Source organism: Enterobacter roggenkampii (assembly GCF_001729805.1).
Taxonomy (GTDB): Bacteria; Pseudomonadota; Gammaproteobacteria; order Enterobacterales; family Enterobacteriaceae; genus Enterobacter; species Enterobacter roggenkampii.
The window spans coordinates 818,972-844,425 of the sequence record NZ_CP017184.1 but is presented as its reverse complement, the minus strand read 5'-3'; the positions used below and the strand labels follow the sequence as shown (position 1 = coordinate 844,425).

At 58.2% G+C, this 25,454-nt stretch carries 18 protein-coding genes; 7 read left to right on the top strand and 11 right to left on the bottom strand.

Features of this window, described 5'->3' with window-relative positions:
* The first annotated feature begins 35 nt into the window (after positions 1-35).
* The 3 genes from glnD to BFV67_RS03835 all read left to right on the top strand — a co-directional run bounded on the left by glnD (position 36) and on the right by BFV67_RS03835 (position 4,069).
* Positions 36-2,711, top strand: a complete 2,676-nt coding sequence (gene glnD, locus BFV67_RS03845; protein WP_023345458.1) for a bifunctional uridylyltransferase/uridylyl-removing protein GlnD — start codon at positions 36-38, stop codon at positions 2,709-2,711.
* Positions 2,712-2,743: 32 nt separating this feature from the next.
* Positions 2,744-3,568, top strand: coding sequence for a 2,3,4,5-tetrahydropyridine-2,6-dicarboxylate N-succinyltransferase (gene dapD / locus BFV67_RS03840; protein ID WP_008501915.1), 825 nt, complete (start codon positions 2,744-2,746; stop codon positions 3,566-3,568).
* A gap of 111 nt (positions 3,569-3,679) precedes the next feature.
* Positions 3,680-4,069, top strand: coding sequence for a DUF3461 family protein (locus BFV67_RS03835; protein ID WP_008501916.1), 390 nt, complete (start codon positions 3,680-3,682; stop codon positions 4,067-4,069).
* An 89-nt stretch (positions 4,070-4,158) separates the two neighbouring features.
* Here BFV67_RS03835 and cdaR read toward each other — a convergent pair whose 3' ends face one another.
* The 3 genes from cdaR to dgt all read right to left on the bottom strand — a co-directional run bounded on the left by cdaR (position 4,159) and on the right by dgt (position 8,545).
* Entirely contained in the window at positions 4,159-5,316 is a 1,158-nt protein-coding gene (gene cdaR / locus BFV67_RS03830; protein ID WP_008501917.1) for a DNA-binding transcriptional regulator CdaR, read from the bottom strand.
* Between the two features lie 147 nt (positions 5,317-5,463).
* On the bottom strand, positions 5,464-6,900 hold the full coding sequence (degP, locus tag BFV67_RS03825) for a serine endoprotease DegP (protein WP_008501918.1): 1,437 nt from the start codon (positions 6,898-6,900) through the stop codon (positions 5,464-5,466).
* A gap of 130 nt (positions 6,901-7,030) precedes the next feature.
* Positions 7,031-8,545, bottom strand: coding sequence for a dGTPase (gene dgt, locus BFV67_RS03820; RefSeq protein ID WP_008501919.1), 1,515 nt, complete (start codon positions 8,543-8,545; stop codon positions 7,031-7,033).
* A gap of 82 nt (positions 8,546-8,627) precedes the next feature.
* Between dgt and mtnN the strand changes: the two genes are divergently transcribed.
* The 3 genes from mtnN to BFV67_RS03805 are packed head-to-tail and all read left to right on the top strand — an operon-like array spanning position 8,628 to position 10,770.
* Positions 8,628-9,326 (top strand): 5'-methylthioadenosine/S-adenosylhomocysteine nucleosidase, encoded by a 699-nt coding sequence (mtnN, locus tag BFV67_RS03815; protein WP_008501920.1) that lies wholly within the window; start codon positions 8,628-8,630, stop codon positions 9,324-9,326.
* A complete protein-coding gene (gene btuF / locus BFV67_RS03810) occupies positions 9,319-10,119 on the top strand; it encodes a vitamin B12 ABC transporter substrate-binding protein BtuF (protein ID WP_008501921.1) in 801 nt (266 codons plus the stop codon). The genes mtnN and btuF overlap by 8 nt, the downstream gene beginning before the upstream one ends.
* A 27-nt stretch (positions 10,120-10,146) precedes the next feature.
* Complete coding sequence (locus BFV67_RS03805; RefSeq protein WP_008501922.1) at positions 10,147-10,770, top strand: TRIC cation channel family protein; 624 nt, start codon at positions 10,147-10,149, stop codon at positions 10,768-10,770.
* Between the two features lie 58 nt (positions 10,771-10,828).
* Here BFV67_RS03805 and erpA read toward each other — a convergent pair whose 3' ends face one another.
* Together erpA and clcA are read right to left on the bottom strand one after the other, a co-directional pair.
* Positions 10,829-11,173, bottom strand: a complete 345-nt coding sequence (gene erpA, locus BFV67_RS03800) for an iron-sulfur cluster insertion protein ErpA (RefSeq protein ID WP_008501923.1) — start codon at positions 11,171-11,173, stop codon at positions 10,829-10,831.
* Between the two features lie 79 nt (positions 11,174-11,252).
* Positions 11,253-12,653, bottom strand: coding sequence for a H(+)/Cl(-) exchange transporter ClcA (gene clcA, locus BFV67_RS03795; protein WP_021240492.1), 1,401 nt, complete (start codon positions 12,651-12,653; stop codon positions 11,253-11,255).
* Between the two features lie 177 nt (positions 12,654-12,830).
* On the opposite strand from clcA, the gene hemL reads away from it, so the two are divergent.
* The gene (hemL, locus tag BFV67_RS03790) at positions 12,831-14,111 is read left to right on the top strand and encodes a glutamate-1-semialdehyde 2,1-aminomutase (protein ID WP_008501925.1); all 1,281 of its coding nucleotides are present in this window, start codon (positions 12,831-12,833) and stop codon (positions 14,109-14,111) included.
* A gap of 84 nt (positions 14,112-14,195) precedes the next feature.
* On the opposite strand, the gene fhuB is transcribed toward hemL, so the two are convergent.
* From fhuB to hrpB, 6 genes are all read right to left on the bottom strand, one after another.
* Positions 14,196-16,178 (bottom strand): Fe(3+)-hydroxamate ABC transporter permease FhuB, encoded by a 1,983-nt coding sequence (gene fhuB / locus BFV67_RS03785; protein ID WP_065102057.1) that lies wholly within the window; start codon positions 16,176-16,178, stop codon positions 14,196-14,198.
* Positions 16,175-17,065 (bottom strand): Fe(3+)-hydroxamate ABC transporter substrate-binding protein FhuD, encoded by an 891-nt coding sequence (gene fhuD, locus BFV67_RS03780; protein ID WP_023345453.1) that lies wholly within the window; start codon positions 17,063-17,065, stop codon positions 16,175-16,177. Before fhuD ends, fhuB begins: the two co-directional genes overlap by 4 nt.
* On the bottom strand, positions 17,065-17,862 hold the full coding sequence (gene fhuC / locus BFV67_RS03775; protein WP_008501928.1) for a Fe3+-hydroxamate ABC transporter ATP-binding protein FhuC: 798 nt from the start codon (positions 17,860-17,862) through the stop codon (positions 17,065-17,067). Before fhuC ends, fhuD begins: the two co-directional genes overlap by 1 nt.
* A 50-nt stretch (positions 17,863-17,912) precedes the next feature.
* Positions 17,913-20,123, bottom strand: a complete 2,211-nt coding sequence (gene fhuA / locus BFV67_RS03770) for a ferrichrome porin FhuA (RefSeq protein ID WP_021240495.1) — start codon at positions 20,121-20,123, stop codon at positions 17,913-17,915.
* A gap of 231 nt (positions 20,124-20,354) precedes the next feature.
* Positions 20,355-22,874 carry a bifunctional glycosyl transferase/transpeptidase gene (mrcB, locus tag BFV67_RS03765; protein WP_069597891.1) on the bottom strand — a complete coding sequence of 840 codons (2,520 nt, stop codon included), beginning with the start codon at positions 22,872-22,874 and terminating at the stop codon, positions 20,355-20,357.
* 142 nt (positions 22,875-23,016) lie between these two features.
* On the bottom strand, positions 23,017-25,446 hold the full coding sequence (gene hrpB, locus BFV67_RS03760) for an ATP-dependent helicase HrpB (protein ID WP_069597890.1): 2,430 nt from the start codon (positions 25,444-25,446) through the stop codon (positions 23,017-23,019).
* Between the last annotated feature and the right edge of the window lie 8 nt (positions 25,447-25,454).

Sequence of the window (25,454 nt, the reverse complement as noted above, 5' to 3'; positions counted from 1 at the left end):
TAATGGCGATAGCTTTTTCTTATGGGTGGCGCACGATGAGTAATCTTTTACCCGAACAGTATGCTAACACAGCCCTTCCCACCCTCCCCGACCAGCCCGATAACCCGGGCGTCTGGCCGCCGCACGAGCTGACCTGCGCGCATATTAAAGCCCATATGGATGTTTTCCATCGCTGGCTGGGTAGCGCGTTCGATGCAGGCGTGTCTGCCGAGCAGCTCATTGAGGCGCGCACCGAGTTTATCGACCAGCTCCTGCAGCGTCTGTGGATCGACTACGGTTTCGGGCAGGTTAGCGACGTCGCGCTGGTTGCCGTCGGGGGCTATGGCCGCGGTGAGCTGCATCCGCTTTCCGATATCGATCTCCTGATCCTAAGCCGCAAAAAGCTGCCGGACGAACAGGCGCAAAAAATCGGCGAGCTTCTGACCCTGCTCTGGGACGTGAAGCTGGAAGTCGGCCACAGCGTGCGCACCCTGGAAGAGTGTCTGCTGGAAGGGCTATCGGACCTGACCGTTGCCACCAACCTGATTGAAACCCGTCTGCTGATTGGCGACGTCGCGCTGTTCCTGGAGCTGCAAAAACACATCTTCAGCGACGGCTTCTGGCCGTCAGAAAAGTTCTTCGCCGCGAAGGTCGAGGAGCAAAACCAGCGCCACCAGCGCTACCACGGCACCAGCTATAACCTTGAGCCTGACATTAAAAGCAGCCCCGGCGGCCTGCGCGACATCCACACGTTACAGTGGGTCGCCCGTCGCCATTTCGGCGCCACCTCGCTGGACGAGATGGTCGGCTTTGGCTTCCTGACCGAGGCCGAGCGTAACGAGCTCAACGAGTGTCTGCACCTGCTGTGGCGCATCCGCTTTGCCCTGCATCTGGAAGTCACCCGCTACGATAACCGTCTGCTGTTTGACCGCCAGCTCAGCGTGGCGCAGCGCCTGAATTACCAGGGCGAAGGTAACGAGCCGGTTGAGCAGATGATGAAGGATTTCTTCCGCGTCACCCGCCGGGTGACCGAGCTGAACCAGATGCTGTTGCAGCTGTTCGACGAGGCCATTCTGGCCCTGACGGCGGACGAAAAGCCGCGCCCGATTGATGACGAATTCCAGCTGCGCGGTACGCTTATCGATCTGCGCGACGAAACGCTGTTTATCCGCGAGCCGGAAGCGATCCTGCGGATGTTCTACACCATGGTGCGCAACAGCACCATCACCGGGATCTATTCCACCACCCTGCGCCATCTGCGCCACGCGCGCCGCCATCTGACGCAGCCTTTGTGTTACATCCCGGAAGCGCGCTCGCTGTTCCTGAGCATGCTCCGCCATCCGGGTGCCGTCAGCCGCGGGCTGCTGCCGATGCACCGCCACAGCGTGCTGTGGGCCTATATGCCGCAGTGGTCGCACATCGTTGGGCAGATGCAGTTCGACCTGTTCCACGCCTACACGGTGGATGAACACACCATCCGCGTGATGCTCAAGCTGGAAAGCTTTGCCAAAGAAGAGACGCGCTCCCGCCACCCGCTGTGCGTGGAGCTGTGGCCGCGCCTGACCCATCCGGAACTGATCCTGATTGCCGCCCTGTTCCACGACATCGCCAAAGGCCGCGGCGGTGACCACTCGGTGCTGGGCGCCCAGGACGTGCTGAAATTTGCCGAGCTGCACGGCCTCAACTCACGTGAAACGCAGCTGGTGGCCTGGCTGGTACGCCATCACCTGCTGATGTCGGTCACCGCGCAGCGTCGGGACATTCAGGACCCGGAAGTCATTAAGCAGTTCGCGGAAGAAGTTCAGACGGAAAACCGCCTGCGCTATCTGGTCTGCCTGACGGTGGCGGATATTTGCGCCACCAACGAAACCCTGTGGAACAGCTGGAAGCAGAGCCTGCTGCGCGAGCTGTACTTCGCTACCGAAAAACAGCTGCGTCGCGGGATGCAGAACACGCCGGACATGCGCGAGCGCGTGCGTCACCACCAGCTTCAGGCGCTGGCGCTGCTGCGGATGGATAACATTGATGAAGAGGCGCTACATCAGATTTGGGCCCGCTGCCGCGCCAACTATTTTGTCCGCCACAGCCCAAACCAGCTGGCGTGGCACGCGCGGCATCTGCTCAAGCACGATCTGTCCCAGCCGATGATCCTGCTAAGCCCGCAGGCCACGCGCGGCGGAACGGAGATTTTCATCTGGAGCCCGGACCGGCCTTATCTGTTTGCTGCCGTCTGCGCCGAGCTGGACAGGCGTAACCTGAGCGTGCATGACGCGCAGATTTTCACCACCCGCGACGGCATGGCCATGGATACCTTTATCGTGCTGGAGCCGGACGGCAGCCCGCTGTCGTCGGACAGGCATGAAGGGATACGTTTTGGTCTGGAGCAGGCGATTACCCAGCGCAGCTGGCAGCCCCCGCAGCCGCGTCGCCAGCCGGCAAAATTGCGCCACTTTACCGTGGATACCGAGGTCAATTTCCTGCCGACCCACACCGATCGTAAATCGTTCCTGGAGCTGATCGCGCTCGACCAGCCAGGGCTGCTCGCCCGCGTCGGCCAGGTTTTTGCCGATCTGGGAATTTCGCTTCATGGGGCCCGAATTACAACGATTGGCGAGCGAGTAGAAGATTTATTTATAATCGCCACCGCCGACCGGCGTGCCCTTAATAATGACCTGCAGCTTGAAGTGCAACAACGGTTGACAGCAGCCCTCAATCCAAACGATAAAGGGTGATATGTTTTTTAGTGAAATGGAAAGAGTAAACAATGCAGCAGTTACAGAACGTTATTGAGTCCGCTTTTGAGCGTCGCGCCGAGATTACCCCGGCAAATGTGGATACCGTGACCCGTGAAGCGGTAAACCAGGTGATTTCCCTGCTGGATTCCGGCGCACTGCGCGTGGCAGAAAAAATCGACGGTCAGTGGGTCACTCATCAATGGCTGAAGAAAGCCGTGCTGCTCTCTTTCCGCATCAACGATAACCAGGTTATCGACGGAGCAGAAAGCCGCTACTTCGATAAAGTGCCAATGAAGTTCGCTGACTACGACGAAGCGCGTTTCCAGAAAGAAGGTTTCCGCGTGGTGCCGCCTGCGGCGGTGCGTCAGGGTGCCTTCATCGCACGCAACACCGTGCTGATGCCATCCTACGTGAACATCGGTGCCTACGTTGATGAAGGCACCATGGTGGATACATGGGCAACGGTTGGTTCCTGCGCACAGATCGGTAAAAACGTTCACCTGTCCGGCGGCGTGGGCATCGGCGGTGTTCTGGAACCACTGCAGGCTAACCCAACCATCATCGAAGATAACTGCTTCATCGGCGCGCGTTCAGAAGTGGTGGAAGGCGTGATCGTGGAAGAAGGTTCCGTGATCTCCATGGGCGTTTACATCGGCCAGAGCACCCGTATTTACGACCGTGAAACCGGCGAAGTGCATTACGGTCGCGTTCCGGCGGGCTCCGTGGTGGTTTCCGGCAACCTGCCGTCCAAAGATGGCAAATACAGCCTGTACTGTGCGGTTATCGTGAAGAAAGTGGATGCGAAAACGCGCGGTAAAGTGGGCATCAACGAATTGCTGCGCACCATCGATTAATCGGGTATAACAAAAAGCGGGGGCAACCCCGCTTTTTTTATATCTGAGGGTGGCGAAAATAGATTTTTTCGTTAATTATTCAAAGGTTATGTTGAGATCAAGGGTACCGCTATGTACGATAATCTGAAAAGTCTGGGCATTACCAATCCTGATGAAATTGATCGTTACAGCCTCCGCCAGGAAGCCAATAACGATATTTTGAAAATCTATTTTCACAAGGACAAAGGAGAGTTTTTCGCCAAAAGCGTGAAGTTTAAATACCCACGCCAGCGTAAGACCGTTGTTGCTGACGGTGTAGGACAGGGATACAAAGAAGTACAGGAAATCAGCCCTAACCTGCGCTATGTGATCGATGAACTCGATCAGATCTGCCAGCGCGACCGCACCGAAGTCGATCTCAAGCGCAAGATCCTTGACGATCTGCGTCACCTTGAAAGCGTTGTTACCAATAAGATCAGCGAGATTGAAGCGGATCTTGAGAAGTTAACCCGCAACAAATAAGCCGTTTTATTGCCCGGTGGCGCTTCGCTTACCGGGCCTACGAACGCATGTAGGCCGGGTAAGGCGAAGCCGCCACCCGGCAAACAGCATCATCTCTGTTCATCCAACTGCAGCGCCACATACAGCAGCAGCCTGTCATCGAAATTTCCCAGATCTAACCCCGTCAGCTCTGAAATTCGATTTAACCGATACTCCAGGGTATTGCGGTGGATAAACAGCGCTTTTGACGTCGCCAGCGGCTGCACGTTATGACGGAACCACGCCTGCAGTGTCCGGCGCAGCAGGCCGTTGTTATCCATGGCTTTCAGACGCGCTAATGGCCGCGCCAGCTCATTGGCCTGCCAGCCCCCGCGCAGGCTGTCGAGCAGCACCGGCAGCATCAGGTCCTGATAAAAATAACTGCGGCTTTCCGGCATTCGCTGCTTGCCCACCATCATGGTGGTTCGCGCGGTACGCCAGGAGCGGGCGATACTGCCCGGCCCGGTAAAGTAGTTGCCCAGCGCAACGCGAAAACGCAGCTGACCATTCTCTTTCATACGGGAAATTAACTGCTCCACGCGACGGCGATGATCGTCCGCATCCCAGCGGCCAAACGCATTGAGCGCCGGTTTGAGCACCACCATCTCCGTCAGAGAGACGATCGCCACCAGGTTGTCGCGTTCCGGCGTCGCCAGTGCATTTTGCAGCTGCTGCAGCTCGGCCATCGCGCTGTCTACGCCCAGCTGGCCGCTGTCGACCTCAATGACCGCCACCACGCGCGGCTGGTTCAGATCGATCCCCAGACGCTGCGCCCACTCGCTCAGCGCAGGCGTATGCTCCTCTGCCTGAATAAGGTTCATCACCAGCTCTTCGCGCAGGCGGCTGTCCTGAGCCAGCAGGTGCATCAGCCGCGACTGCTCGAGCATCATCTCCGCCGTCATGCAGACCAGCTCACCGTATTTTCGCAGTGACTCGGGCTCGCCGGTGAGGCCGATGACCCCCACAATCTCGCCTTCAAGGCGCAGCGGTAAATTGATGCCCTGACGGACGCCGTGCAGATGTTTCGCTACCGCATCGTCTATATCAACCACGCGCCCCTGGGAGAGCACCAGCAGCGCGCCTTCGTGCAATTCCCCAATACGCTCGCGATCGCCACTGCCAATAATGCGCCCGCGGGCATCCATTACGTTGATATTGGTATCAATGATGCGCATGGTGCGCGCCACAATATCCTGCGCCATTTTGGTATCAAGATGCCAGCCAGCCATAGAACCCTCCCGTGAGCAGAGCTCAAGCATAGGGAAGTTCAGCGGCGCCCGCATTGTGCAGATGCACAAAGAGAGAGGAAGAAGTGTGGACTTGTGTGAAAGGTCACAGAAACGAGAAAAGCCCCTGCGAACAGGGGCTTCAGAGGATTACTGCATCAGCAGGTAAATAGAGGTGTCCCCACGCTGGATATTCAGCGCCAGCACGGAAGGTTTGCTGTCGAGGATCTTACGCAGTTCAGCGATGTTTTTCACCGGCTGCTGGTTAGCGCCCATGATCACATCGCCTTTTTTCAGGCCAATACGGGCTGCCGGTGAATTCGCTTTCACGTTATTCACCACTACGCCTTTATCTGCGCCTTTGTTGCTCATCTCGGCACCTTCAATACCGCTGAAGATGGTGCTGGAGTCCACCTGATTCTGGCTGCTCTGCTGCAGCTCCAGGCTGACGTTAACCGCCTTGCCGTCGCGCAGCAGACCAAGGGTCACTTTGCTGCCGATAGGCATAGAGCCGACTTCCGCACGCAGGGCAGCAAAGCTGCTGATCGGTTTACCGTTCAGGGAGGTGATCACATCCCCCGCTTTAATGCCCGCTTTCGCCGCAGAGGAGTTCGGCATCACCTGGCTGACGAATGCCCCGCGCTGGGCGTCAACTTTCATTGCCTTAGCCAGTTCGGAGTTCAGTTCCGTACCCAGGATACCCAGCTCACCGCGTTTCACCTGGCCATACTGCACCATCTGCGCGGTCAGGTTTTTCACCATGTTACTTGGGATAGCAAAGCCGATCCCGATGTTGCCGCCGTCCGGTGCCAGGATCGCGGTGTTGATACCGATCAGCTCGCCGTTCAGGTTCACCAGCGCGCCGCCGGAGTTACCGCGGTTGATCGCTGCATCCGTCTGGATGAAGTTTTCATAGTTTTCGGCATTGAGGCCGCTGCGGCCCAGTGCAGAGACGATACCCGAGGTCACGGTTTCACCCAGACCGAACGGGTTACCGATCGCCACGGTATAGTCACCCACGCGCAGCGCGTCGGAGTCGGCAATTTTAATCGCCGTCAGGTTTTTCGGATCCTGAATCTGGATCAGCGCGATGTCGGAGCGTGGATCTTTGCCGACCACTTTGGCGTCAAACTTACGGCCATCGCTCAGCTGAACCTTAATGCTGCTCGCGTTATCAACAACGTGGTTGTTGGTGACGACATAGCCTTTCGCTGCATCAATGATTACCCCCGAGCCAAGCGCCATGAATTTCTGTTGCTGGCCGCCGCCCTGGCTGTCATCCCCTGCGCCACCGCCCTGACAGAACGGAGAGCTCTGGAATGGCGAACCGTCCTGGCAGAACGGCGAGTTGTCGCCGAAGAACTGCTGGAAGTTACGCGGCATGCGCGGCGTATTGACGGTCGTGCTACCCTCAACGTTAATACTCACCACCGATGGCATCACTTTTTCGAGCATCGGTGCCAGGCTTGGCATCTGCTGCGCGGTTGCTGCCGACGACGCGGTCTCGGCTGCAGTAGCAGTCAGAGGAGACAGCGCTAAACCTAAACTCAGAGCCAGTGCACTCATTGCTAATGTGGTTTTTTTCATGTTTCTCAATCTCGATTTACAGGTAACGCAAAATTGCTGTGTAACTCAGATTCGTTTTATACCGCTTAGTTCCGGCGATAAGTTTATGGAAAAGGTAAAAATTTATTGGCCGTCTTTACAAAACTCCGGGTTATTCCACCGCCATCAGCTTGCGATATTCATCCCAGGCATACAAATCCGTCATGCCGCTGATATAGTCCTGGATAAGACGGCAGCGGTAATAATATTCCATCACCGGCCACTGCGGTGACTGGCGATCCAGCTTGCCAATCGCTTCGACATACGCCAGACGGTGTCGGGTAGAAAGTTTTTGATAAAGTCGTGATTCAATGGGAATACGGCGCACGCGCTCGTGTTCCACCAGCTCGCTGAATTCGTCGACCGACAGCTGGAGCAGCGGAGCATAAATTTCCAGTAACCCACTGATCACCCTATATCCCTGCAGCTCTAACTGTTCGACATCCGGATGGCTGAATACATGCCGCATCGCCACATGTTTATAAAGCTCGAGGAGCTGGCTGAAACTGCTGTCATCTTCCAGCAGGGCGTGGTTGAATTCCCCGCTGAAAATCAGCGGCAAATTATCAATAAAGCGTGACGCCGCGTACGGCACCAGCTTATTTAATGTATTGACCCGCAAATACATAAAGAACTGGTCTTCCGTACTGCGGCTTAATGTATTTGAGCGCGATTTTTCCCAGGCATTTTCGACAACCTGCGCAAACAGCGAGCCTTTTTCATGGGTGCCCCAGGCCGTATAAAGATGCTGATAAAGCTCCTCGACGCTGAAAATTCTTTTCTCAACGGCGTCTTCCAGATCGGCCACGCAATAGGAAATATCATCGGCGGCTTCCATAATCCAGGTCAATGGAAAACGGCCGTTTGGCGTCAATGAAAGTTCTTTACGTAACCGTTCAATATAAGCCTCTTCGGAAAGGTAATAGCCCGGTTTTTTCATTAAATAACTGTGGGACGCGGGCGTCTCCCCCATCCACCACGCGGGGCGCGTATATTTAAGAATGCAGCCGACCTGCGCCCAGGTCAGGTTCATACGCATCAGGGAATGCACCAGCCGGATCCCCTGCGCGTTACCCTCAAAGTGACAGAGGTCCTGGCGCACCTTGCGGCGCAGATCGTTCAGCCCCTCTTCACCTTCACGCAGGCGTAAATCGCGTACGATGCAGCGGTCGTCGCTCAGCGGCTGGCTTACCGCATCCGAAGGGTAAAGCCGTTGCTTAAACCAGTCATTGATAGCCGCCTCTCCAAAGTGACCGAAAGGCGGGTTGCCGATGTCATGCATCAGGCAGGCCATCTCAACGATGCTCTCAAAAGGCCCCGTCAGCTCGTCCAGACCATAGGTTTCCAGTAAGCGCTGCTCTTTGAGACGGCTTAAAATCTCTTTGGCGATGTAGCGCCCGACCTGCTGCACCTCCATGGAGTGGGTTAAGCGCGTGCGCACCGCGGCGTTACGCTCCAGCGGAAAGACCTGGGTCTTTTGCTGCAGACGGCGGATGGCGGGCGAGTTAATGATCCGCCCGCGATCGCTTTCGAAGATACGCAGGATCTCATGTTCGCTCTTGTCGCCCTGCGGCGAACGGAAACGTCGGTGCCAGTTAATTTTGGTGCGAAAATCGATTGGTGACATGTGCTCCCCCGCGTGAGAATGCGTTTCCCCTTAACCGCATGATAGACTATGCATCTTAACAAGGCACATCGCGAGTAAATCTATGAAAATCGGCATTATTGGTGCAATGGAAGAAGAAGTTACGCTTCTGCGTGACAAAATTGAGAACCGTCAGACCCTCTCTCTGGGGGGTTGTGAGATCTATACCGGTCAGCTAAACGGTGTTGACGTGGCTCTGCTGAAATCAGGCATCGGTAAAGTCGCTGCGGCGCTGGGTGCCACCCTGCTGCTTGAGCGCTGCAAGCCGGACGTGATCGTGAATACCGGCTCTGCGGGCGGCCTGGCGCCGACGCTGAAAGTGGGTGACATCGTTGTTTCCGACGAAGCGCGCTATCACGATGCGGACGTCACCGCGTTCGGCTACGAGTACGGCCAGCTTCCGGGCTGCCCGGCAGGGTTTAAAGCGGACGACAAACTGATTGCGGCGGCAGAGACCTGCATTGCGGAGCTCAACCTCAACGCGGTACGCGGTCTGATTGTCAGCGGTGATGCGTTCATCAATGGCTCCGTCGGTCTGGCGAAAATCCGTCATAACTTCCCTCAGGCGGTGGCCGTTGAGATGGAAGCGACCGCGATCGCGCACGTTTGCCATAATTTCAACGTACCGTTTGTAGTGGTTCGCGCCATCTCTGACGTGGCAGATCAGCAGTCCCACATCAGCTTCGACGAGTTCCTGACCGTTGCGGCAAAACAGTCCACCGTGATGGTGGAACGCCTGGTGCAGAACCTGGCACGTGGCTAAACATCCCCTCAGGGCGCTGGCCGCCCTGCTTCTGCTCGCACCGGCGTGGCTTTTTGCCGCGCCGCGTGTGATTACCCTCTCTCCCGCCAATACCGAACTGGCGTTTGCCGCCGGGATCACGCCCGTTGGCGTGAGCAGCTTTTCGGATTATCCCCCACAGGCTGCGGGCATTGAACAGGTGGCAACCTGGCAAGGGATGAACCTTGAGCGCATCGTGGCGCTGAAACCGGATCTCGTGCTGGCCTGGCGCGGCGGAAACGCCGAGCGGCAGGTCAACCAGCTTACCTCCCTTGGCATCAAGGTCATGTGGATTGATGCCGTCAGCATTGAGCAGGTCGCTCAGGCGCTACAGGCCCTGGCACCCTATAGCCCTACGCCCAAAAAAGCCGAGGCTGCAGCGAAACAGATGCTCAGCGACTATGCCGCGCTGAAATCCCGATACGATACCCCTGTTAAAAAGCGCATCTTCCTGCAGTTTGGCAGCCAGCCGCTGTTCACCACCGGTAAAGGGTCGATTCAGAATCAGGTACTGGAAGTCTGTGGCGGTGAAAACATCTTTGCAGCCAGCCGGGTACCGTGGCCTCAGGTAAGCCGTGAGCAGGTTCTGGCGCGCCAGCCACAGGCCATCGTGGTGGTCGGAAATGCGAGCGAAATTCCCAAAATCGAGCAATTCTGGCAAAAGCAGCTAAAAATACCGGTAATACCCCTCAACAGCGACTGGTTTGAACGCGCCAGCCCGCGTATTATCCTCGCCGCAAAACAGCTCTGTGCCGCGCTGGCAGAGAGTCACTAACATAAGACCCTTTTCGAGGATTTAACGATGCTCGTTTATTGGCTGGATATTCTTGGCACAGCCGTTTTTGCTATCTCCGGCGTCCTGCTCGCCGGAAAACTACGCATGGATCCGTTTGGCGTGCTGGTGCTGGGCGTGGTGACCGCCGTGGGCGGCGGGACAATCCGCGATATGGCGCTGGCCAATGGCCCGGTGTTTTGGGTGAAAGATCCGACCGACCTGGTGGTCGCGATGGTCACCTGTTTATTAACCATTGTGCTGGTTCGCCAGCCCCGCCGATTACCAAAATGGATATTGCCGGTACTGGATGCCGTCGGTCTGGCCGTGTTTGTCGGTATTGGTGTCAATAAGGCGTTTAATGCGGGCACCGGTCCGATGGTGGCGATCTGCATGGGCGTGTTAACCGGCGTGGGCGGCGGGATCATTCGCGACATTCTGGCACGTGAGGTGCCGATGATCCTGCGTACTGAAATTTACGCAACGGCCTGTATTGCGGGCGGCATTGTCCACGCGACCGCGTATTACACCTTTGCCATTCCGCTGGAAAACGCCGCGATGCTGGGGATGATCGTGACGCTGGCGATACGTTTAGCGGCGATACGCTGGCACCTGAAGCTGCCGACGTTTGCGCTGGATGAAACTTCAAGATAGGCGTCGTTTATAAGCCCGGTGGCGCTTCGCTTACCGGGCCTACAATCCGCATTCAGGCTTAAATGCTGAACGAAGACCCACACCCGCAGGTGCTTGTTGCATTCGGGTTGGTCACCACAAAGCGTGAACCTTCCAGACCTTCGGTGTAGTCGACCGAACCACCTACCAGATACTGCAGGCTCATCGGGTCAACCACCAGCGCGACGCCCTGTTTCTCAATGGTCATATCGCCATCGTTAACCTGATCGTCAAAAGTAAAACCGTACTGGAAGCCGCTGCAGCCGCCACCGGTAATATAGACACGCAGTTTCAGATCCGGATTGTCTTCGTCGGCAATCAGGGTTTTCACTTTGTTGGCTGCTGCTTCGGTAAATTCCAGCGGCACAGCTACGTCATCACTCATCTTATGCTCCCATGAATACTGCTATTGGGTAAAATTCACCCAATTCTTTTCGTCATTATCTAATACCCTGGTAATTCATTCAAGTATTCTGCGCGGCGGCCCGCTCCGCCTCTTGTTTTGCCAGGGTACGCGCGAGGATGGTGGAGTATAGCGGTTTTCCACCCAGGAACTGGGCTAATAGTGTCGCCCCGAGACAGGTAATGATCATTGGCAAAATGAGCTGGTAATTGTCCGTCATCTCCAGCACCAGCACGATCCCGGTCAACGGCGCGCGCAGGGAGGCGGCCAGCAGCGCCCCCATTCCGGCTACCGCAAAGGTCCCTGCATCAAGGTGATAGGCGGGAAAGCCCGCTTCAGCCGCCATACCAAACGCGGTGCCCAACAAGGTTCCCAGCGCCAGCATCGGGGCGAATATCCCGCCGGGCGCGCCGGAGGAAAAACACAATACCGTGGTGATGACGCGGGAGATAAACATAAACAGCAGCAGACCCACGCTGAAGTTCCCCGCCGCCGCAATGGGGATCAGCCCGAAGCCGCCGCCCGCGGCATTTGGCTCGATAAACCCGAGCACGCCACAGATTCCGCCAAGCAGGCCGCCCATCAGCACCCATTTAGTCGTATTCCCACCGTGAATACGTTGGAACATATCCTGAGCGCGCAGGATAAAGGTGTTAAACAGCGGTCCCACCACGCCAAAAATCATGCCGAGGATCAGGTAAAGCCACAGGGTGTTAACCGGCGCGTTGGTCAGTTTACCCACCTCAATGACCGCCCCTTCGCCATTAAAGAGGCGAAACACAATGCTCGACATAATGACGCCGGTAAACACCGCTTTAATGGAGATCAGGTTGTAGCGAAACTGCGCGCGCATCTCTTCGATGATAAACAAAATGCCCGCCAGCGGCGCGTTAAAGGCCGCCGACAGCCCCGCCGCCGCACCGGTTGCCAGCAGCGTATGGCGCGCTTCGGCGCTGCGCATCCGAAACAGATCGCCCACCATGCGGCCGACGTTCCCGCCCAGCTGAACCGTGGGTCCTTCCCGGCCAAGAACCATCCCCGCGCCCAGCGTACCCATGCCGCCGATAAATTTCACCGGAATGACTCGCCACCAGCGCACAGGACGCAGCTCCTCCAGCGCCCCTTCAATTTCCGGGATGCCGGACCCGCCCGCCTCCGGCGCAAATTTACGCACCAGAAAATACCCCACCATGGCAAACAGCGCCGACAGCCCGAACGCCGCAACCCAGACCAGCCATCGGCTGTCGGCGAAACCGGCCACGGTTCCCACTCGCCAGTTGAGCACGGCATTAACCGCTTTTTCAAACGCCACGCCCACCAGACCGGCGAGTGTTCCCACCACGGCAGCGGCCAGCAGGATCGCCAGCGGCGTTTTATCGCGATTGAGCAGCCGTCGAATACTGATTCGATGCTGGGCGCGCGTAAACTGTTGTTCTTCAAAAGACGGAGAATCTGATTTCATGTCCTGTACTTATTCGTCATACAAAAAGCCGCGTGGATTTTACCAGAGACAGCCCCACCGTCTCCTGAAAATTACTTAACAAATCTTAAAGCATTACCAGGCTAAAAATTTCATAACCTTCCCCGAATCACTTAGAATAGTGGGCTTAATCATTTTATACGAACCAGGAACGACGCCATGAGCAAGTCTGAAAACCTCTACAGTGCAGCCCGCGAGCTTATTCCGGGTGGCGTGAACTCACCTGTGCGCGCCTTTACCGGCGTGGGCGGCACGCCGCTGTTTATCGAACGTGCTGACGGCGCGTATCTGTATGATGTCGATGGCAAAGCCTATATCGATTACGTCGGCTCCTGGGGCCCGATGGTGCTGGGGCACAACCACCCGGCCATTCGTAACGCGGTAATTGAAGCCGCCCAGCGCGGCCTGAGCTTCGGTGCGCCTACCGAAATGGAAGTGAAGATGGCGGAACTGGTCACCGAGCTGGTCCCGACCATGGACATGGTGCGCATGGTGAACTCCGGTACCGAAGCCACCATGAGCGCCATCCGCCTGGCGCGCGGTTTTACCGGCCGCGATAAAATCATCAAGTTCGAAGGCTGCTACCACGGCCACGCGGACTGCCTGCTGGTGAAAGCGGGTTCCGGCGCGCTGACGCTCGGCCAGCCAAACTCGCCTGGCGTACCTGCGGATTTCGCGAAGCATACCCTGACCTGCACCTATAACGATCTGAACACCGTTCGCGCAGCGTTCGAGCAGTATCCGCAGGAGATCGCCTGCATCATCGTTGAGCCAGTTGCGGGCAACATGAACTGTATCCCACCGCAGCCTGACTTCCTGCCGGGCCTGCGCGCCCTGTGCGATGAGTTCGGCGCGCTGCTGATCATCGACGAAGTGATGACCGGCTTCCGCGTGGCGCTGGCGGGCGCCCAGTCTTATTACGGCGTGGAGCCGGACCTCACCTGTCTGGGTAAAATCATCGGCGGCGGCATGCCTGTCGGCGCGTTCGGTGGACGTAAGGACGTCATGGAAGCGCTGGCACCAACCGGCCCGGTTTACCAGGCGGGCACGCTCTCCGGTAACCCTATCGCCATGGCGGCGGGTTTTGCCTGCCTGACCGAAGTGGCTCAGCCAGGTATTCACGAAACCCTGACCGACCGGACCACGCAGTTGGCAAACGGCCTGCTGGAAGCGGCAGAAGAGGCCGGTATTCCGCTGGTAGTTAACCACGTAGGCGGAATGTTCGGGATTTTCTTCACCGAGGCGAAAACCGTGACCCGCTATCAGGACGTGGTGAAGTGCGACGTTGAACGCTTCAAGCGCTTCTTCCACCTGATGCTGGAAGAAGGCGTCTACCTGGCACCGTCCGCATTCGAGGCGGGCTTTATGTCCGTGGCGCACAGCGAAGAAGATATCAATAACACCATTGACGCGGCGCGTAAGGTGTTTGCCAAGCTCTAAGGGCATTGCCGGGTAGCGCTAACGCTTACCCGGCCTACGGTGTTCTCCCTCTCCCCGTGGGAGAGGGCATAAGGCCGCACCTGACTACCGACTCTGCTTTCTCAACAGATAAATAAAATACGGCGCACCAATAAAGGTCGACAGCAGCCCCGCCGGGATCTGATACGGGAACAGCACCATTCTTCCGCACCAGTCTGCAAACACCAGCATCACGCCGCCCGTGAGGGCCGACATGACAATATGCGGCATCGTCCGGCGGAACCCCATCATTCTGGCGATATGCGGCGCCATTAACCCCACAAAACTCAGCGGGCCAATCGTCATGGTGGCCGTCGCCGTCAGGCACGCGGCGAGCAGCAGCAGCGCTACACGCGCTGGCGTCAGCGCCATGCCCACCGCACGTGCGGTTTCACCGCCGAGCGGCAGAATAGTCAGCCAGCGTCGGCACAGCGGCACCATCGCCAGCAGCACGACCATCACGAGCCCGGACCCGATCGCCTGGCTGCCGGTCGCGCCGTACGTTGAGCCGGATATCCAGGTCAGGATCTTCGCCATACGCGGGTCGCCGCTTGCCTGCAGCATCATCAGCAGCATGGTGAACGCGGTGCTGAGCGCCATCCCCGCCAGCAGCATGCGGTGCGGTGAAAACCCGCCGCGACCGGCGGCAATCAGGATAATCAGCAGCGTAACGGCCGCACCGAGACTGCCGGCAGGCATCAGCCAGCCAAACGCATTGCCCGGCACAAAGAACAGCATCAGCACCACGCCAAAGGCGGCGCCAGAGCTGATCCCAAGCACTTCCGGGCTCGCCATCGGGTTGCCGGTCAGACGCTGAATAATGCACCCCGCCACCGCCAGCATTACCCCTGCAATCAGCGCAGCAAAGATACGCGGCCAGCGCCACTGCAGCAGGTCGTTGAGTAAATCGCCCGTTGCCCAGTGCCAGCCCGCGGCATCGCGACCGAATGAGAGCGCCGCGAACGAGGCGATAATCAGCACCGCCAGCCCGGCAAGGCTAAACCACAGTACCGACTGACGTTCAGCATGGACTTTATCGCCCGCATCCATCGCCGGCGCGCTCATGCTGCGCAGACGCGGCAGCAGCCAAAGCAGCAGCGGCGCACCGATAAGCGCCGTGACCGAGCCGGTAGAGACTTCCCGCCACACCCGCGCCAGCCAGAGAATAAGCTGATCGGAAAGCCAGAGGATCAGCGCCCCAATCAGCGAGGCCAGCAGCAGACGCGCCAGCAAACGACGCGCCCCAAGCATTTTCGCCAGCAGCGGCGCAAACAGGCCGATAAACCCGATGATGCCAACCGCATTCACCAGCAGGGCGCTCAATACAATCGCCAGCGTCAGCGCCGCCAGTCGAGCCAGCGACAGCGCCAGCCCCAGGTTACGCGCCACGCCATCATCCAGTCCCATCAGCGTAAGAGGGCGCAGGAGCAGCAGCGTCAGCACGACACCGCCAGCCAGCTGCGGCCACAGGCGCAGCACAACGCTCCAGTCGGTCTGGGTGAGCGTGCCGGTACTCCACAGGAACATGCTTTGCAGCCGATCGTGGTGGAAAAGCACCAGCAGCTGGTTAATCGCGCCACAGTAGAGGCTCACCACCAGCCCGGCCAGGATAAGCGTGACCGGTGAGAGGCGTTTACCCCAGGCCACGCCAAAGACCAGCGCGCCCACCACGCACGCCCCCGCGAGTGCCGCAAACTGCGAGGTTAACGCTCCCGGCAGCGCCCACAGCGTGGTGATAGTGATCCCAAGCTGTGCGCCGGTCGCGACGCCGAGCGTGGTTGGCTCCGCCAGCGGGTTACGTAACACCTGCTGGAACAGCACGCCCACCAGCCCTAAACCGGCACCGACTAAAAGGGAGATTGCCAGACGCGGCAGCAGGCTGTAGTGGAACAGCATCTGCTGAATATTGTCGATATCCGGCGAGGCCAGCGCGGCTCCCCATTGCGCGCGCGGTAACGCGGCAGAGAGGTTGAACCCGGTTAACGCCAGCGCGGCAAGAAAAATCAGCATCAGCAGAAGCGCCGGGAAACGGGCAATACGCGTACTCATGCTTTACCTCCCAGGGCGTTATCCAGCACGCGGGCAAAATGCATCGCCGACAGCGTCGCGCCGTAGAACCAGACCGCCGGAGCGCGCTGGAAGCGCCGCTCGCGCACAAACGGCATCGCCTGCCAGAGCGGAGTCGCCATCAGGGTTTGCATGTCGCGCTCGTTGCCGTGATCGAAGCACAGCACATCCACATCGCGAAACGCCGCGAGGCGATCGATACCCACAGCGGTACTGCCCCAGAACGTCATCTCCCCTTCCCAGGCGTTGCGAATGCCGAAGCTGTCCAGCACCTCCTGGAACAGGCAGTTTTTACCAAAGACCAGCATATGGCGGGCATCCAGCAGCGTCACCATCAGCAGCGGACGATCGCCCCGGTGAGCAAAACGCGGCTTGAGGGAGTCGATCAGGGCATCAAATTCGGCGAGATGCCGTTTGGCCTCCGCTTCCCGGTTAAGGAAATGCGCCATCTCGCCAATCGAATTTTTCGCTACGGCCAGCGGTTTTTTACCGTCGCTGAAAGCGAATCCGCGCCCGGGCGCAATGCGCGCCATCACCTCTTCTGACGGACCGTAGCCCGCGGACCAGAAGAGGAACGACGGTTTCATCTGGGTGAGCAGCTCGAGGTTTGGCTCCGTACGCAGGCCGACGTCGATCACCGAATCCGGCAGCTTCGGCTCGTTCACCCAGAGGTTATAGTTGGGAATGTCCGCGACGCCGTAGGGCGTAACGCCGAGCGCCATCATCAGCTCGACCGGCAACCACTCCAGCGCCACTATGCGGTGCGGATCGACGGCGGCGGCACGCGCCGTATTCATTTTTAACAGCAGCGGTGAGAGGGCCATCGCCGTCAGCAGGCGACGGCGGCTAATGCGCATGTTGTCCAGCATCAGTACACGAAGCTCACCGGTGCAGCCCCGGCCGGGTGAGGCAGAATACCCATCGGAATACCATAAATCTGTTCCAGCGTCTCGCTGCGCATCAGCTCGGACGGCGTTCCCTGCGCAATCATTTCGCCGCCGCGCAGCGCAACAAGGTAATCACAGTAGCGTGCCGCCATGTTGATATCATGCAGCACCGCAATCACCGTCAGACCGCGCTGCTGGCTCAAGCGGTGCACCAGCGCCAGAACATCGACCTGATGGGCGATATCAAGTGCTGAGGTGGGTTCGTCGAGGAGCAGGCAGCGGCTGTCCTGGGCCACCAGCATTGCAATCCACGCGCGCTGCCGTTCACCGCCGGACAGGCTATCCACCAGACGGTGCGCCAGCGGCTTAAGCCCGACCAGCGCAATCGCCTCTTCCACTTTCTCTCTGTCGGCCACGCCAAAGCGTCCAAGCGCGCCATGCCACGGATAACGCCCAATCGCCACCAGCTCTCGCACCGTCATCCCCTCCGCCTGCGGCAGCTGCTGCGGCAGATACGCCACTTTGCGGGCAAAGGCTTTGCTGCTCCAGCTCTCCAGCGGTTGGTCATCCAGCAGGATGTCGCCTTCTGACGGCGGCTGATGTCGTCCCAGCATCTTGAGCAGCGTGGACTTACCGGAACCGTTGTGACCAATCAGGCCAGTGACTTTACCTGCGGGAAACGTCAAAGAGAGCGGATGCAGCAAGGTGCGCCCGGGTACGCGAAAGGAGAGATGGTTGAGCGTAAAGGTGGTGTCGGGTTGCGTTTGATTATCCTGCATATCAGCCAACTTAAATAAAAAGGGCACGGCGAACCGTGCCCGAAGAGAGATTAGAAGCGGAAGGTCGCGGTAGCAACAACCTGACGTCCTGCTCCCCAGTAGCAGGCATATTCGCTGTAGCAGCTGGAGACGTATTCGCGATCGAAGATGTTGTTCACGTTGACGCCGACAGAAGAGCCGGGAAGTCCAAAGCGTGCCAGATCGTATTTCACGGTGGCATCCGCCAGGGCATAGCCCGCGACGTTGAACGACTGGTAGGCTTTTGGCGACGAAGCAGAGTAATAGGACACGGTGTTACCGATGTAACGGGTGCCAGCCCCTACCGTCAGACCGCTCAACGCCGTCTCGTGGAAGGTGTAATCTGCCCACAGAGACGCCATATTGCGCGGCACTTCCGCCGGACGACGGCCTTCATACCAGGTATCGTGGGTGTATTTGGCATCAGTAAAGCTATAGGAAGCCGTCACGTTCACGTTGGCAGAGACGGCAGCTTTCGCTTCCAGTTCGAAACCGCGAGAGCGAATTTCACCGCCCTGCACGCTAAAGCCGCTGGTCGGGTTCGCCGGATCGGCCGTCAGGTTGTTGTTTTTGGTTAACTGATAAACAGCAGCCGTGACCACAACAGGCAGATCTTTCGGTACGTACTTCACGCCCGCTTCATACTGCTTGCCGCGTGCAGGATCGAACGGTTTGCCGCCCTGAGTGGTACCTGAAATCGGTTCGAACGATTCGCTATAGCTGAAATAAGGCGTGATGCCGTTGTCGAACAGGTAGTTAATCCCGCCGCGCCACGTGAATGCCTGATCGTTGATTTCCGCGGTAGTACCGGTTGTACGCGTCAGTGCTGAGGTTTTCGCAAAGTCATAGCGGCCACCCATTGTGAGTACCCACTTATCCCATTCAGCCTGATCCTGCGCATAAAGGCCGGTTTGTTCCTGACGGTTGAGCACTTTGTAAAGGTAGTAAACGTCGACATTTGGATTGCCGTACGCAGGCTTCGTCATACTGATGGGATCGGCCGTGCCGTAGTCAGCATCAATATCATTACGCATGCGGAGGTAATCAACGCCCGTCAACAGGGTATGATCCACTGCACCCGTCGCGAATTTGGACTGAAGCTGAGTATCAACGGTAAACGAGTTGAGGTCCTCATCGGAGCGCACATACGCGCGGCTGATCTGAGCCGGTGCAATATAGCCGTTACCGTAGACGGAACGGTAAAGCGTATTGATTTTGGTGTAGCGCAGGTTTTGACGCACGGTAAAGGTGTCATCAAACTGATGCGAGAAGCTGTAACCCACCATTTTCTGACGACGGGAGATCTTGTTATCTTCTTCACCTTCGTTGAAATCGGTCGGCAGCTTGTGTGCTTTGCCGTTGGCATCGTAGTAAGGCACAACGGTACCTTCCCGCGGCAGCCAGCCGTAATAGCCTGCATCCGGATCGCTCTGGAAGTTGCTCAGGAAAGTAAAATCGGTTTTATCGTCAGGACGCCAGCTGAAAGCAGGTGCAATGGCGTAGCGGGAAGATTTCACCATCTCCTGCTGCGCATTTTCGCTGCGCCCCAGTCCGGTCAGACGGTATGACCACACGCCGTCATCATCAATCGCATCGCTGAAATCAAACCCGGTCTGCCACAGGTTATCGGTACCCATTTTGAACTGAATTTCTTTCAGTGGCTCGGTGGTTGGGCGCTTGCTGACCATGCTGACCACGCCGCCCGGGTGGCTTTTACCGTACAGAACGGACGTTGGGCCACGCAGCAGCTCGACGCGCTCAAGGAAATACGGATCCATGGACGCTTCAGAATAGTTATCTCCCTGCAGCTTCATCCCGTCCAGATACTGGTTAGTATTCACGGTACTGGAAGTGGTGAACCCACGAATAGAAACAACATCATACGTTGTAGACGCCCCGCGTGTTGCGAACACGCTCGGCGTATAGGCCAGCGCCTGTTTAACCGTCCCCGGCTGCTTCATGTCCATCTCTTCACGGGTGACGACAGAAATAGACTGCGGGGTTTTCTCAATCGGGGTATCGGTCTTGGTCGCGGTGGCGGTGCGTTTAGCCGCAATCGTGGGTGCCGGTCCCCAGGCACTTTCCTGTGCCGCAGGTGCTGCGGTTACCGTAATGGTTTCTTCTTTTTTCGGGGTTTCGGCAGCATGTGTATAAGCCGACATGCCGGCAACCGCTGTGGCGACGACGACCGCGATTTTACGCAGCGACGTATTGATTGGCTGAGCAGTATTGGAAAGCGCCATGGTGTATCTCTGATGGAAAAGTGAATGATAACGTAAACGAGAATTATTATTATGACCGCAGCATAATAGGCGAAACGCTGACTGCATAGCAAGCAGTAAGCGGCCCTACGAGAATTAAGGGTTTAAGAAATAACCAGGAGAGAACGAAGGGTTAATCAATATTAAAAAGAGGGTTAAAAAAAGGGGGGGAATGGGTAAAAAAATCCCCCCTTGCGGGGGGACCTCACGCGGTTAGTTACCGCCGAACATATCTTTAATCCAGCCTGCGACACCATCGCTGTCTTTCTTCTCGTTCTGCTGCTGCGGCTGTTGCTGCTGCTGTGGCTGAGAAGACTGCTCGAACGGGTTACCCGTTGGCTGTTCTGGCTGGCTTTGCTGGCACAGGGAATCCGGGTTGGTTGTCCAGACCGGCAGAGTACGCATTCCGCCGCCGCAGACGAAGTTACCGGAGCTGTCCACGCCCATATCGACGATATCTTCCGGCGCAACCAGGTTCAGCGGCACCGGGGACTGATTCGCCAGATAGCGCTGGTAAATCGACATCGCCCCGCTCGCGCCGTACAGCTTGGTCGGCTGGTTGTTGTCGCGGCCTACCCAGGTGATCACCACTTCACGACCATCAATACCGGCAAACCAGGTGTCAACGTTGTTGTTGGTGGTCCCGGTTTTACCCGCCAGATGCAGGCCCGGATACTTCGCTCCCAGCTGACGGCCGGTACCGCGCTGCACCACCTGCTGCATCGTCCACAGCGTCATATAGGCCGCCTGCGCAGGAACGGCACGTTCCGCCTGCGGGAAGCTCTGATACAGCACGGAGCCATCTTCAGCAATCACTGAACGCAGGGCGGAGAGCGGCGCGCGGTTACCGCCGCTGGCGATCGTCTGGAACGCCTGCGCCACTTCGATCGGCGTCAGGTTGAGCGCACCCAGGATCATCGCCGGTACCGGGCGCAGCTGATCTTTCGCCACGCCCAGCTTCTGCCAGGTATCGACAATCGCTGGCAGACCCAGCGACATGCCCAGGTTCACCGTCGGCACGTTCATGGAGCGCGTCAACGCATCCACCAGCATCACCTGACCGCTAAACTGCTTGTCGTCGTTCTGCGGTGACCACACCTGGCCGTTAGGCTGGCGCAGGGAGATCGGCGCATCCGCAATCCAGGTATTCAGACGATACTGGTTTGGCTGACTCAGGGCAGTGAGATAGGTTGCCGGTTTTGCCAGAGAGCCGATCGAGCGACGCGCCTGCATGGCACGGTTATAGCCAGCAAACTGCGGCTCGGCACCGCCCACCATCGCACGAACTTCGCCGGAGTTACGGTCAACCACCACCATCGCGGTTTCAAGATCGGAGAGCTTACGCTGTTTCTTCAGCGCCGGAATGCCTTCCACCGCCGCTTTTTCTGCCGCATCCTGCGCCACGGAGTCAAAGGTCGTAAAGATCTTCACGCCGGAGAGATCTTTCACTTTATCACCCAGCTTGCTCTGCAGCTCCTGACGCACCAGCTGCATAAACGCAGGCTGAGGCGAGATCACCCCACCGCGCGGCTGCACGCCAAGCGGACGTGCGCTCAGCATGTCGTACAGCTCCTGGTCAATCACCTGCTGCTGTTGCAGCAGACGCAGCACCAGGTTACGACGCTCAAGGGCCAGTTTCGGGTTACGCCACGGGTTATAAATGGACGCCCCTTTCACCATGCCCACCAGCAGCGCCTGCTGATCCAGGCTCAACTCTTCGACCGGACGACCAAAGTAGTACAGGCTCGCCAGCGGGAAGCCACGGATTTCGTTGTCGCCGCTCTGACCGAGGTACACCTCGTTCATATACAGCTCAAGGATACGATCCTTGCTGTAGCGCGCATCCATCAGCACGGCCATATACGCTTCGTTCGCTTTACGCCAGTAAGAGCGCTCGCTGGAGAGGAACAGGTTCTTCACCAGCTGCTGGGTCAGCGTACTTGCCCCCTGCACGGTACGGCCCGCGGTCAGGTTCGCCAGGACCGCACGGCCAATCGAGTAGAGGCTGATGCCGTCATGCTCGTAGAAGTGGCGGTCTTCGGTTGCCAGCAGGGTATCAACCAGCAGATCCGGGAAGCCGTTACGCGCCACGAACAGACGCTGTTCGCCGTTCGCCGACGAGAGCATGGTGATCAGACGGGGGTCGAGACGGAAGAAACCGAACTGACGGTTGTTATCCATGTTCTCGATGGTATCCAGACGATCGCCGTCAAAGGTCAGACGCGCGCGCACCTGACCCTCTTTGCTGTCCGGGAAATCAAACGGACGGCGGATCATCTCAATGCTGTTGGCCTGCACGGTAAATTCGCCAGGGCGCGTCATTTTTGACACCTGACGATACTGGGTGGCTTCCAGCAGTTTTACCATTTCGTTTTTCGTGATGGACATATCTGGCTCAAGGTTCACCATACGGCCATACACGGCCGCAGGTAACTGCCAGACTTTACCGTCGATACGGCTGCGGATCTTCTGATCCAGATAGACGCCGTAAATTGCCATCAGCACAACAAAAACAATAAAGAGCTTCAGCAGCAGCCAGAACCAGCCGCGTTTGCCCCGAGGCTTGCGCCCTTTGCCTTTCCCTTTACGCGGCATCGGTTCTTCATCCTCATCATCGTCTTCATAGTCATCGTCATAGTCCTCATCTCTGAGGCGACGACGGCTTACCTTTTCTTTCGCCGGACGCGTTGGTCTTCCCTTACGTCCTATTGGCTCGCGGTCATTCCCCGCCATGCTTTTTCTCCGCAACTTTCAGGCGCAAAGGCCCGATTCTCTTTTCTTCCACCGGTCTGTGAAAGAAGAAATCTCTCAAAATTAGTTTTCCCTCTCCCTGTGGGAGAGGGCCGGGGTGAGGGCATCAGGCCGCACATCCCTATCAGGAATACTTCTTCGTCCGCTTCGTCGGCGCCGTATTCGCCGGATCGTCCGGCCAGACGTGTTTGGGGTACCGCCCTTTCATCTCTTTCTGCACGTCACGGTAGCTCCCCGCCCAGAACGCCCCCAGATCGCGAGTGATCTGCAAGGGTCGATGCGCAGGCGACAGCAGTTCAAGCACCAACGGCACGCGCCCTTCAGCGATAGACGGCGTGGTTGCCTCACCAAACATCTCCTGCATTCGAACCGCCAGCGCCGGCGGATTATCCTCATGATAACGGATGGCAATCCGGCTTCCGGTCGGCACAGTGTAATGCCCTGGCAGTTCACTATCCAGACGTTGACGCAATGACCAGTCCAGTAAATTCTGTAACGCGACCTTAACATCAAGCGCTTTCAGCGCCCGCAGGGAGTGTACGCCGCTCATCTGCGGCAGTAGCCAGGTCTCCAGCGACGCGAGTAACGTTTCGTCATCCACCGCTGGCCAGGCGTACTCCGGCAACCAGCGAGCGGCGCAGTGCAGGCGAATGCGGTACTGCTCAGCCTCCGGCGTCCAGTTCAGCACGCTCAGCCCTTTTTCCCGAATGCCGTTCAGCATAGCCTGATGGAGCTCGTCTTCCGACGGCTTCGCCAGCGGCTTCGTTCCGAGTGTCAGTTTGCCAATCTGGCTACGACGAAACGCCTTCAGCGTGCCCTGGGCGTCATCCCACTCGACGATGTCCGATTGCTGGAGCAGATGCGGACAGGTACGGGTCAGGGCGTCAATATCGACGGCAATCGCCTGCAGGATACGCGCATCCGGGGAGTTGCTCCCCTGCAGCAGGAGCGGCGCAATCAGCCACTCATGACGCGTGAGGGCATCATCGCTGTCCAGCATCGCCCCCATACCGTTTGCCAGCTGGTAGCGACCGTCCAGCCCGCGCCGACGCGCAATCCGGTCCGGAAACGCCTGCGCTAACAGCCGGGAGATGCTCTCACTGTCTGGCACGCCGCCGCGGCTGTTAAGCCGCTTACAGAGCTGCTGCGCCCGCTGCTGCCAGTTCCCCTGATTGCGCGAAAACGCCTGCCCCAGATCGCTACTGCCTCCGCGCGGCGGCTCCTCAAGGATAGCCGCCAGTTTGGCTGCCGTGGCAATCTCATCTTCCCCCTGCGCGGCCACCAGCATCGCGGCCAGACGCGGATCGTTGCCCAGTGCCGCCATTTTCTGGCCGCGTACCGTCAGACGTTCGCCTTCCAGCGCACCAAGCTGGGTCAACAGGTTGCGCGCAGCGGTGAGGTTCACGGCTGGCGGGGAATCAAGCCAGGTAAGCTGTCCAGGATCCGGGCAGCCCCACTGCAGCAGATCCATCACCAGGCCAGACAAATCGCTTTGTAAAATTTCCGGTGTGCTTTGCTGCGTCGCGCGTTCCGCCTGCTCTGCGCTGGTCAAATGCAGGCAGATACCCGGCTCAAGTCGCCCCGCGCGGCCCGCGCGCTGCACCATTGATGCCTGGCTGATGCGCTGCGTCAGGAGTTTAGTCAACCCGGTGCGCGGGTCAAAGCTTGCCACCCTCTCCTGCGCGCTATCAACCACCAGGCGAATACCTTCGATGGTCAAACTGGTTTCAGCAATATTGGTTGCCAGTACCACCTTGCGCTGTCCAACCGGGGCAGGAAGGATAGCTTTACGCTGCTCCTGCAGCGACAGCGCGCCGTAGAGCGGGCAGAGCAGTACATCACCGCCTACGCGAGAGGAAAGCTGCTCCTGCACGCGCTGGATCTCCCCGACGCCCGGCAAAAACAGCAGCAGCGAGCCGGGTTCCTGACGCAGCAGTTCTGCGGTGGCAATGGCGACCGCTTCGTCAAAACGCTGATGGGAGGGAAGCGGTTGATAGCGGCGTTCAACAGGAAACGCCCGCCCTTCAGAGCTGATGACAGGCGCATCGGGTAGCGCCTGCCGTAGCCGCGCATTGTCCAGCGTGGCCGACATTATCAGCAGCCGGAGATCGTCACGCAGTCCCTGCTGAACGTCCAGCAACAGCGCGAGGGCCAGATCCGCCTGCAGGCTGCGCTCGTGAAATTCATCCAGGATCACCAGCCCGACGCCGGTCAGCTCCGGATCGTTTTGCAGCATGCGGGTGAGAATGCCCTCGGTGACCACCTCAAGGCGCGTTGTCGGACCCACGCAGGTCTCGGCGCGCATCCTGTACCCTACCGTTTCGCCCGGTTTTTCATTCAGCAGTTCCGCGAGGCGCTGCGCTACGTTGCGTGCAGCCAGCCTGCGCGGCTCCAGCAGGATAATTTTCCCGCTGATGTTCCCCTCTTTCAGAATCTGCAGCGGCAGCCAGGTGGACTTACCCGCCCCCGTCGGGGCATTCAGCAAAACCTGCGGGGAATGGCGTAAGGCAGCGAGAAGGTCAGGAAGAACAACGGCGACCGGCAATGAGGACACTAACAGCT

What these genes read in the sequence shown, in the direction of transcription:
- dapD (WP_008501915.1), top strand. Translation starts at nt 2,744, where the DNA reads ATGCAGCAGTTACAGAACGTTATTGAGTCCGCTTTTGAGCGTCGCGCC.
- fhuC (WP_008501928.1), bottom strand. Translation starts at nt 17,862, where the DNA reads ATGCAGGATAATCAAACGCAACCCGACACCACCTTTACGCTCAACCAT.
- degP (WP_008501918.1), bottom strand. Translation starts at nt 6,900, where the DNA reads ATGAAAAAAACCACATTAGCAATGAGTGCACTGGCTCTGAGTTTAGGT.
- fhuD (WP_023345453.1), bottom strand. Translation starts at nt 17,065, where the DNA reads ATGCTGGACAACATGCGCATTAGCCGCCGTCGCCTGCTGACGGCGATG.
- BFV67_RS03805 (WP_008501922.1), top strand. Translation starts at nt 10,147, where the DNA reads ATGCTCGTTTATTGGCTGGATATTCTTGGCACAGCCGTTTTTGCTATC.
- cdaR (WP_008501917.1), bottom strand. Translation starts at nt 5,316, where the DNA reads ATGGCTGGCTGGCATCTTGATACCAAAATGGCGCAGGATATTGTGGCG.
- fhuA (WP_021240495.1), bottom strand. Translation starts at nt 20,123, where the DNA reads ATGGCGCTTTCCAATACTGCTCAGCCAATCAATACGTCGCTGCGTAAA.
- mrcB (WP_069597891.1), bottom strand. Translation starts at nt 22,874, where the DNA reads ATGGCGGGGAATGACCGCGAGCCAATAGGACGTAAGGGAAGACCAACG.
- erpA (WP_008501923.1), bottom strand. Translation starts at nt 11,173, where the DNA reads ATGAGTGATGACGTAGCTGTGCCGCTGGAATTTACCGAAGCAGCAGCC.
- fhuB (WP_065102057.1), bottom strand. Translation starts at nt 16,178, where the DNA reads ATGAGTACGCGTATTGCCCGTTTCCCGGCGCTTCTGCTGATGCTGATT.
- hemL (WP_008501925.1), top strand. Translation starts at nt 12,831, where the DNA reads ATGAGCAAGTCTGAAAACCTCTACAGTGCAGCCCGCGAGCTTATTCCG.
- glnD (WP_023345458.1), top strand. Translation starts at nt 36, where the DNA reads ATGAGTAATCTTTTACCCGAACAGTATGCTAACACAGCCCTTCCCACC.
- mtnN (WP_008501920.1), top strand. Translation starts at nt 8,628, where the DNA reads ATGAAAATCGGCATTATTGGTGCAATGGAAGAAGAAGTTACGCTTCTG.
- dgt (WP_008501919.1), bottom strand. Translation starts at nt 8,545, where the DNA reads ATGTCACCAATCGATTTTCGCACCAAAATTAACTGGCACCGACGTTTC.
- clcA (WP_021240492.1), bottom strand. Translation starts at nt 12,653, where the DNA reads ATGAAATCAGATTCTCCGTCTTTTGAAGAACAACAGTTTACGCGCGCC.
- BFV67_RS03835 (WP_008501916.1), top strand. Translation starts at nt 3,680, where the DNA reads ATGTACGATAATCTGAAAAGTCTGGGCATTACCAATCCTGATGAAATT.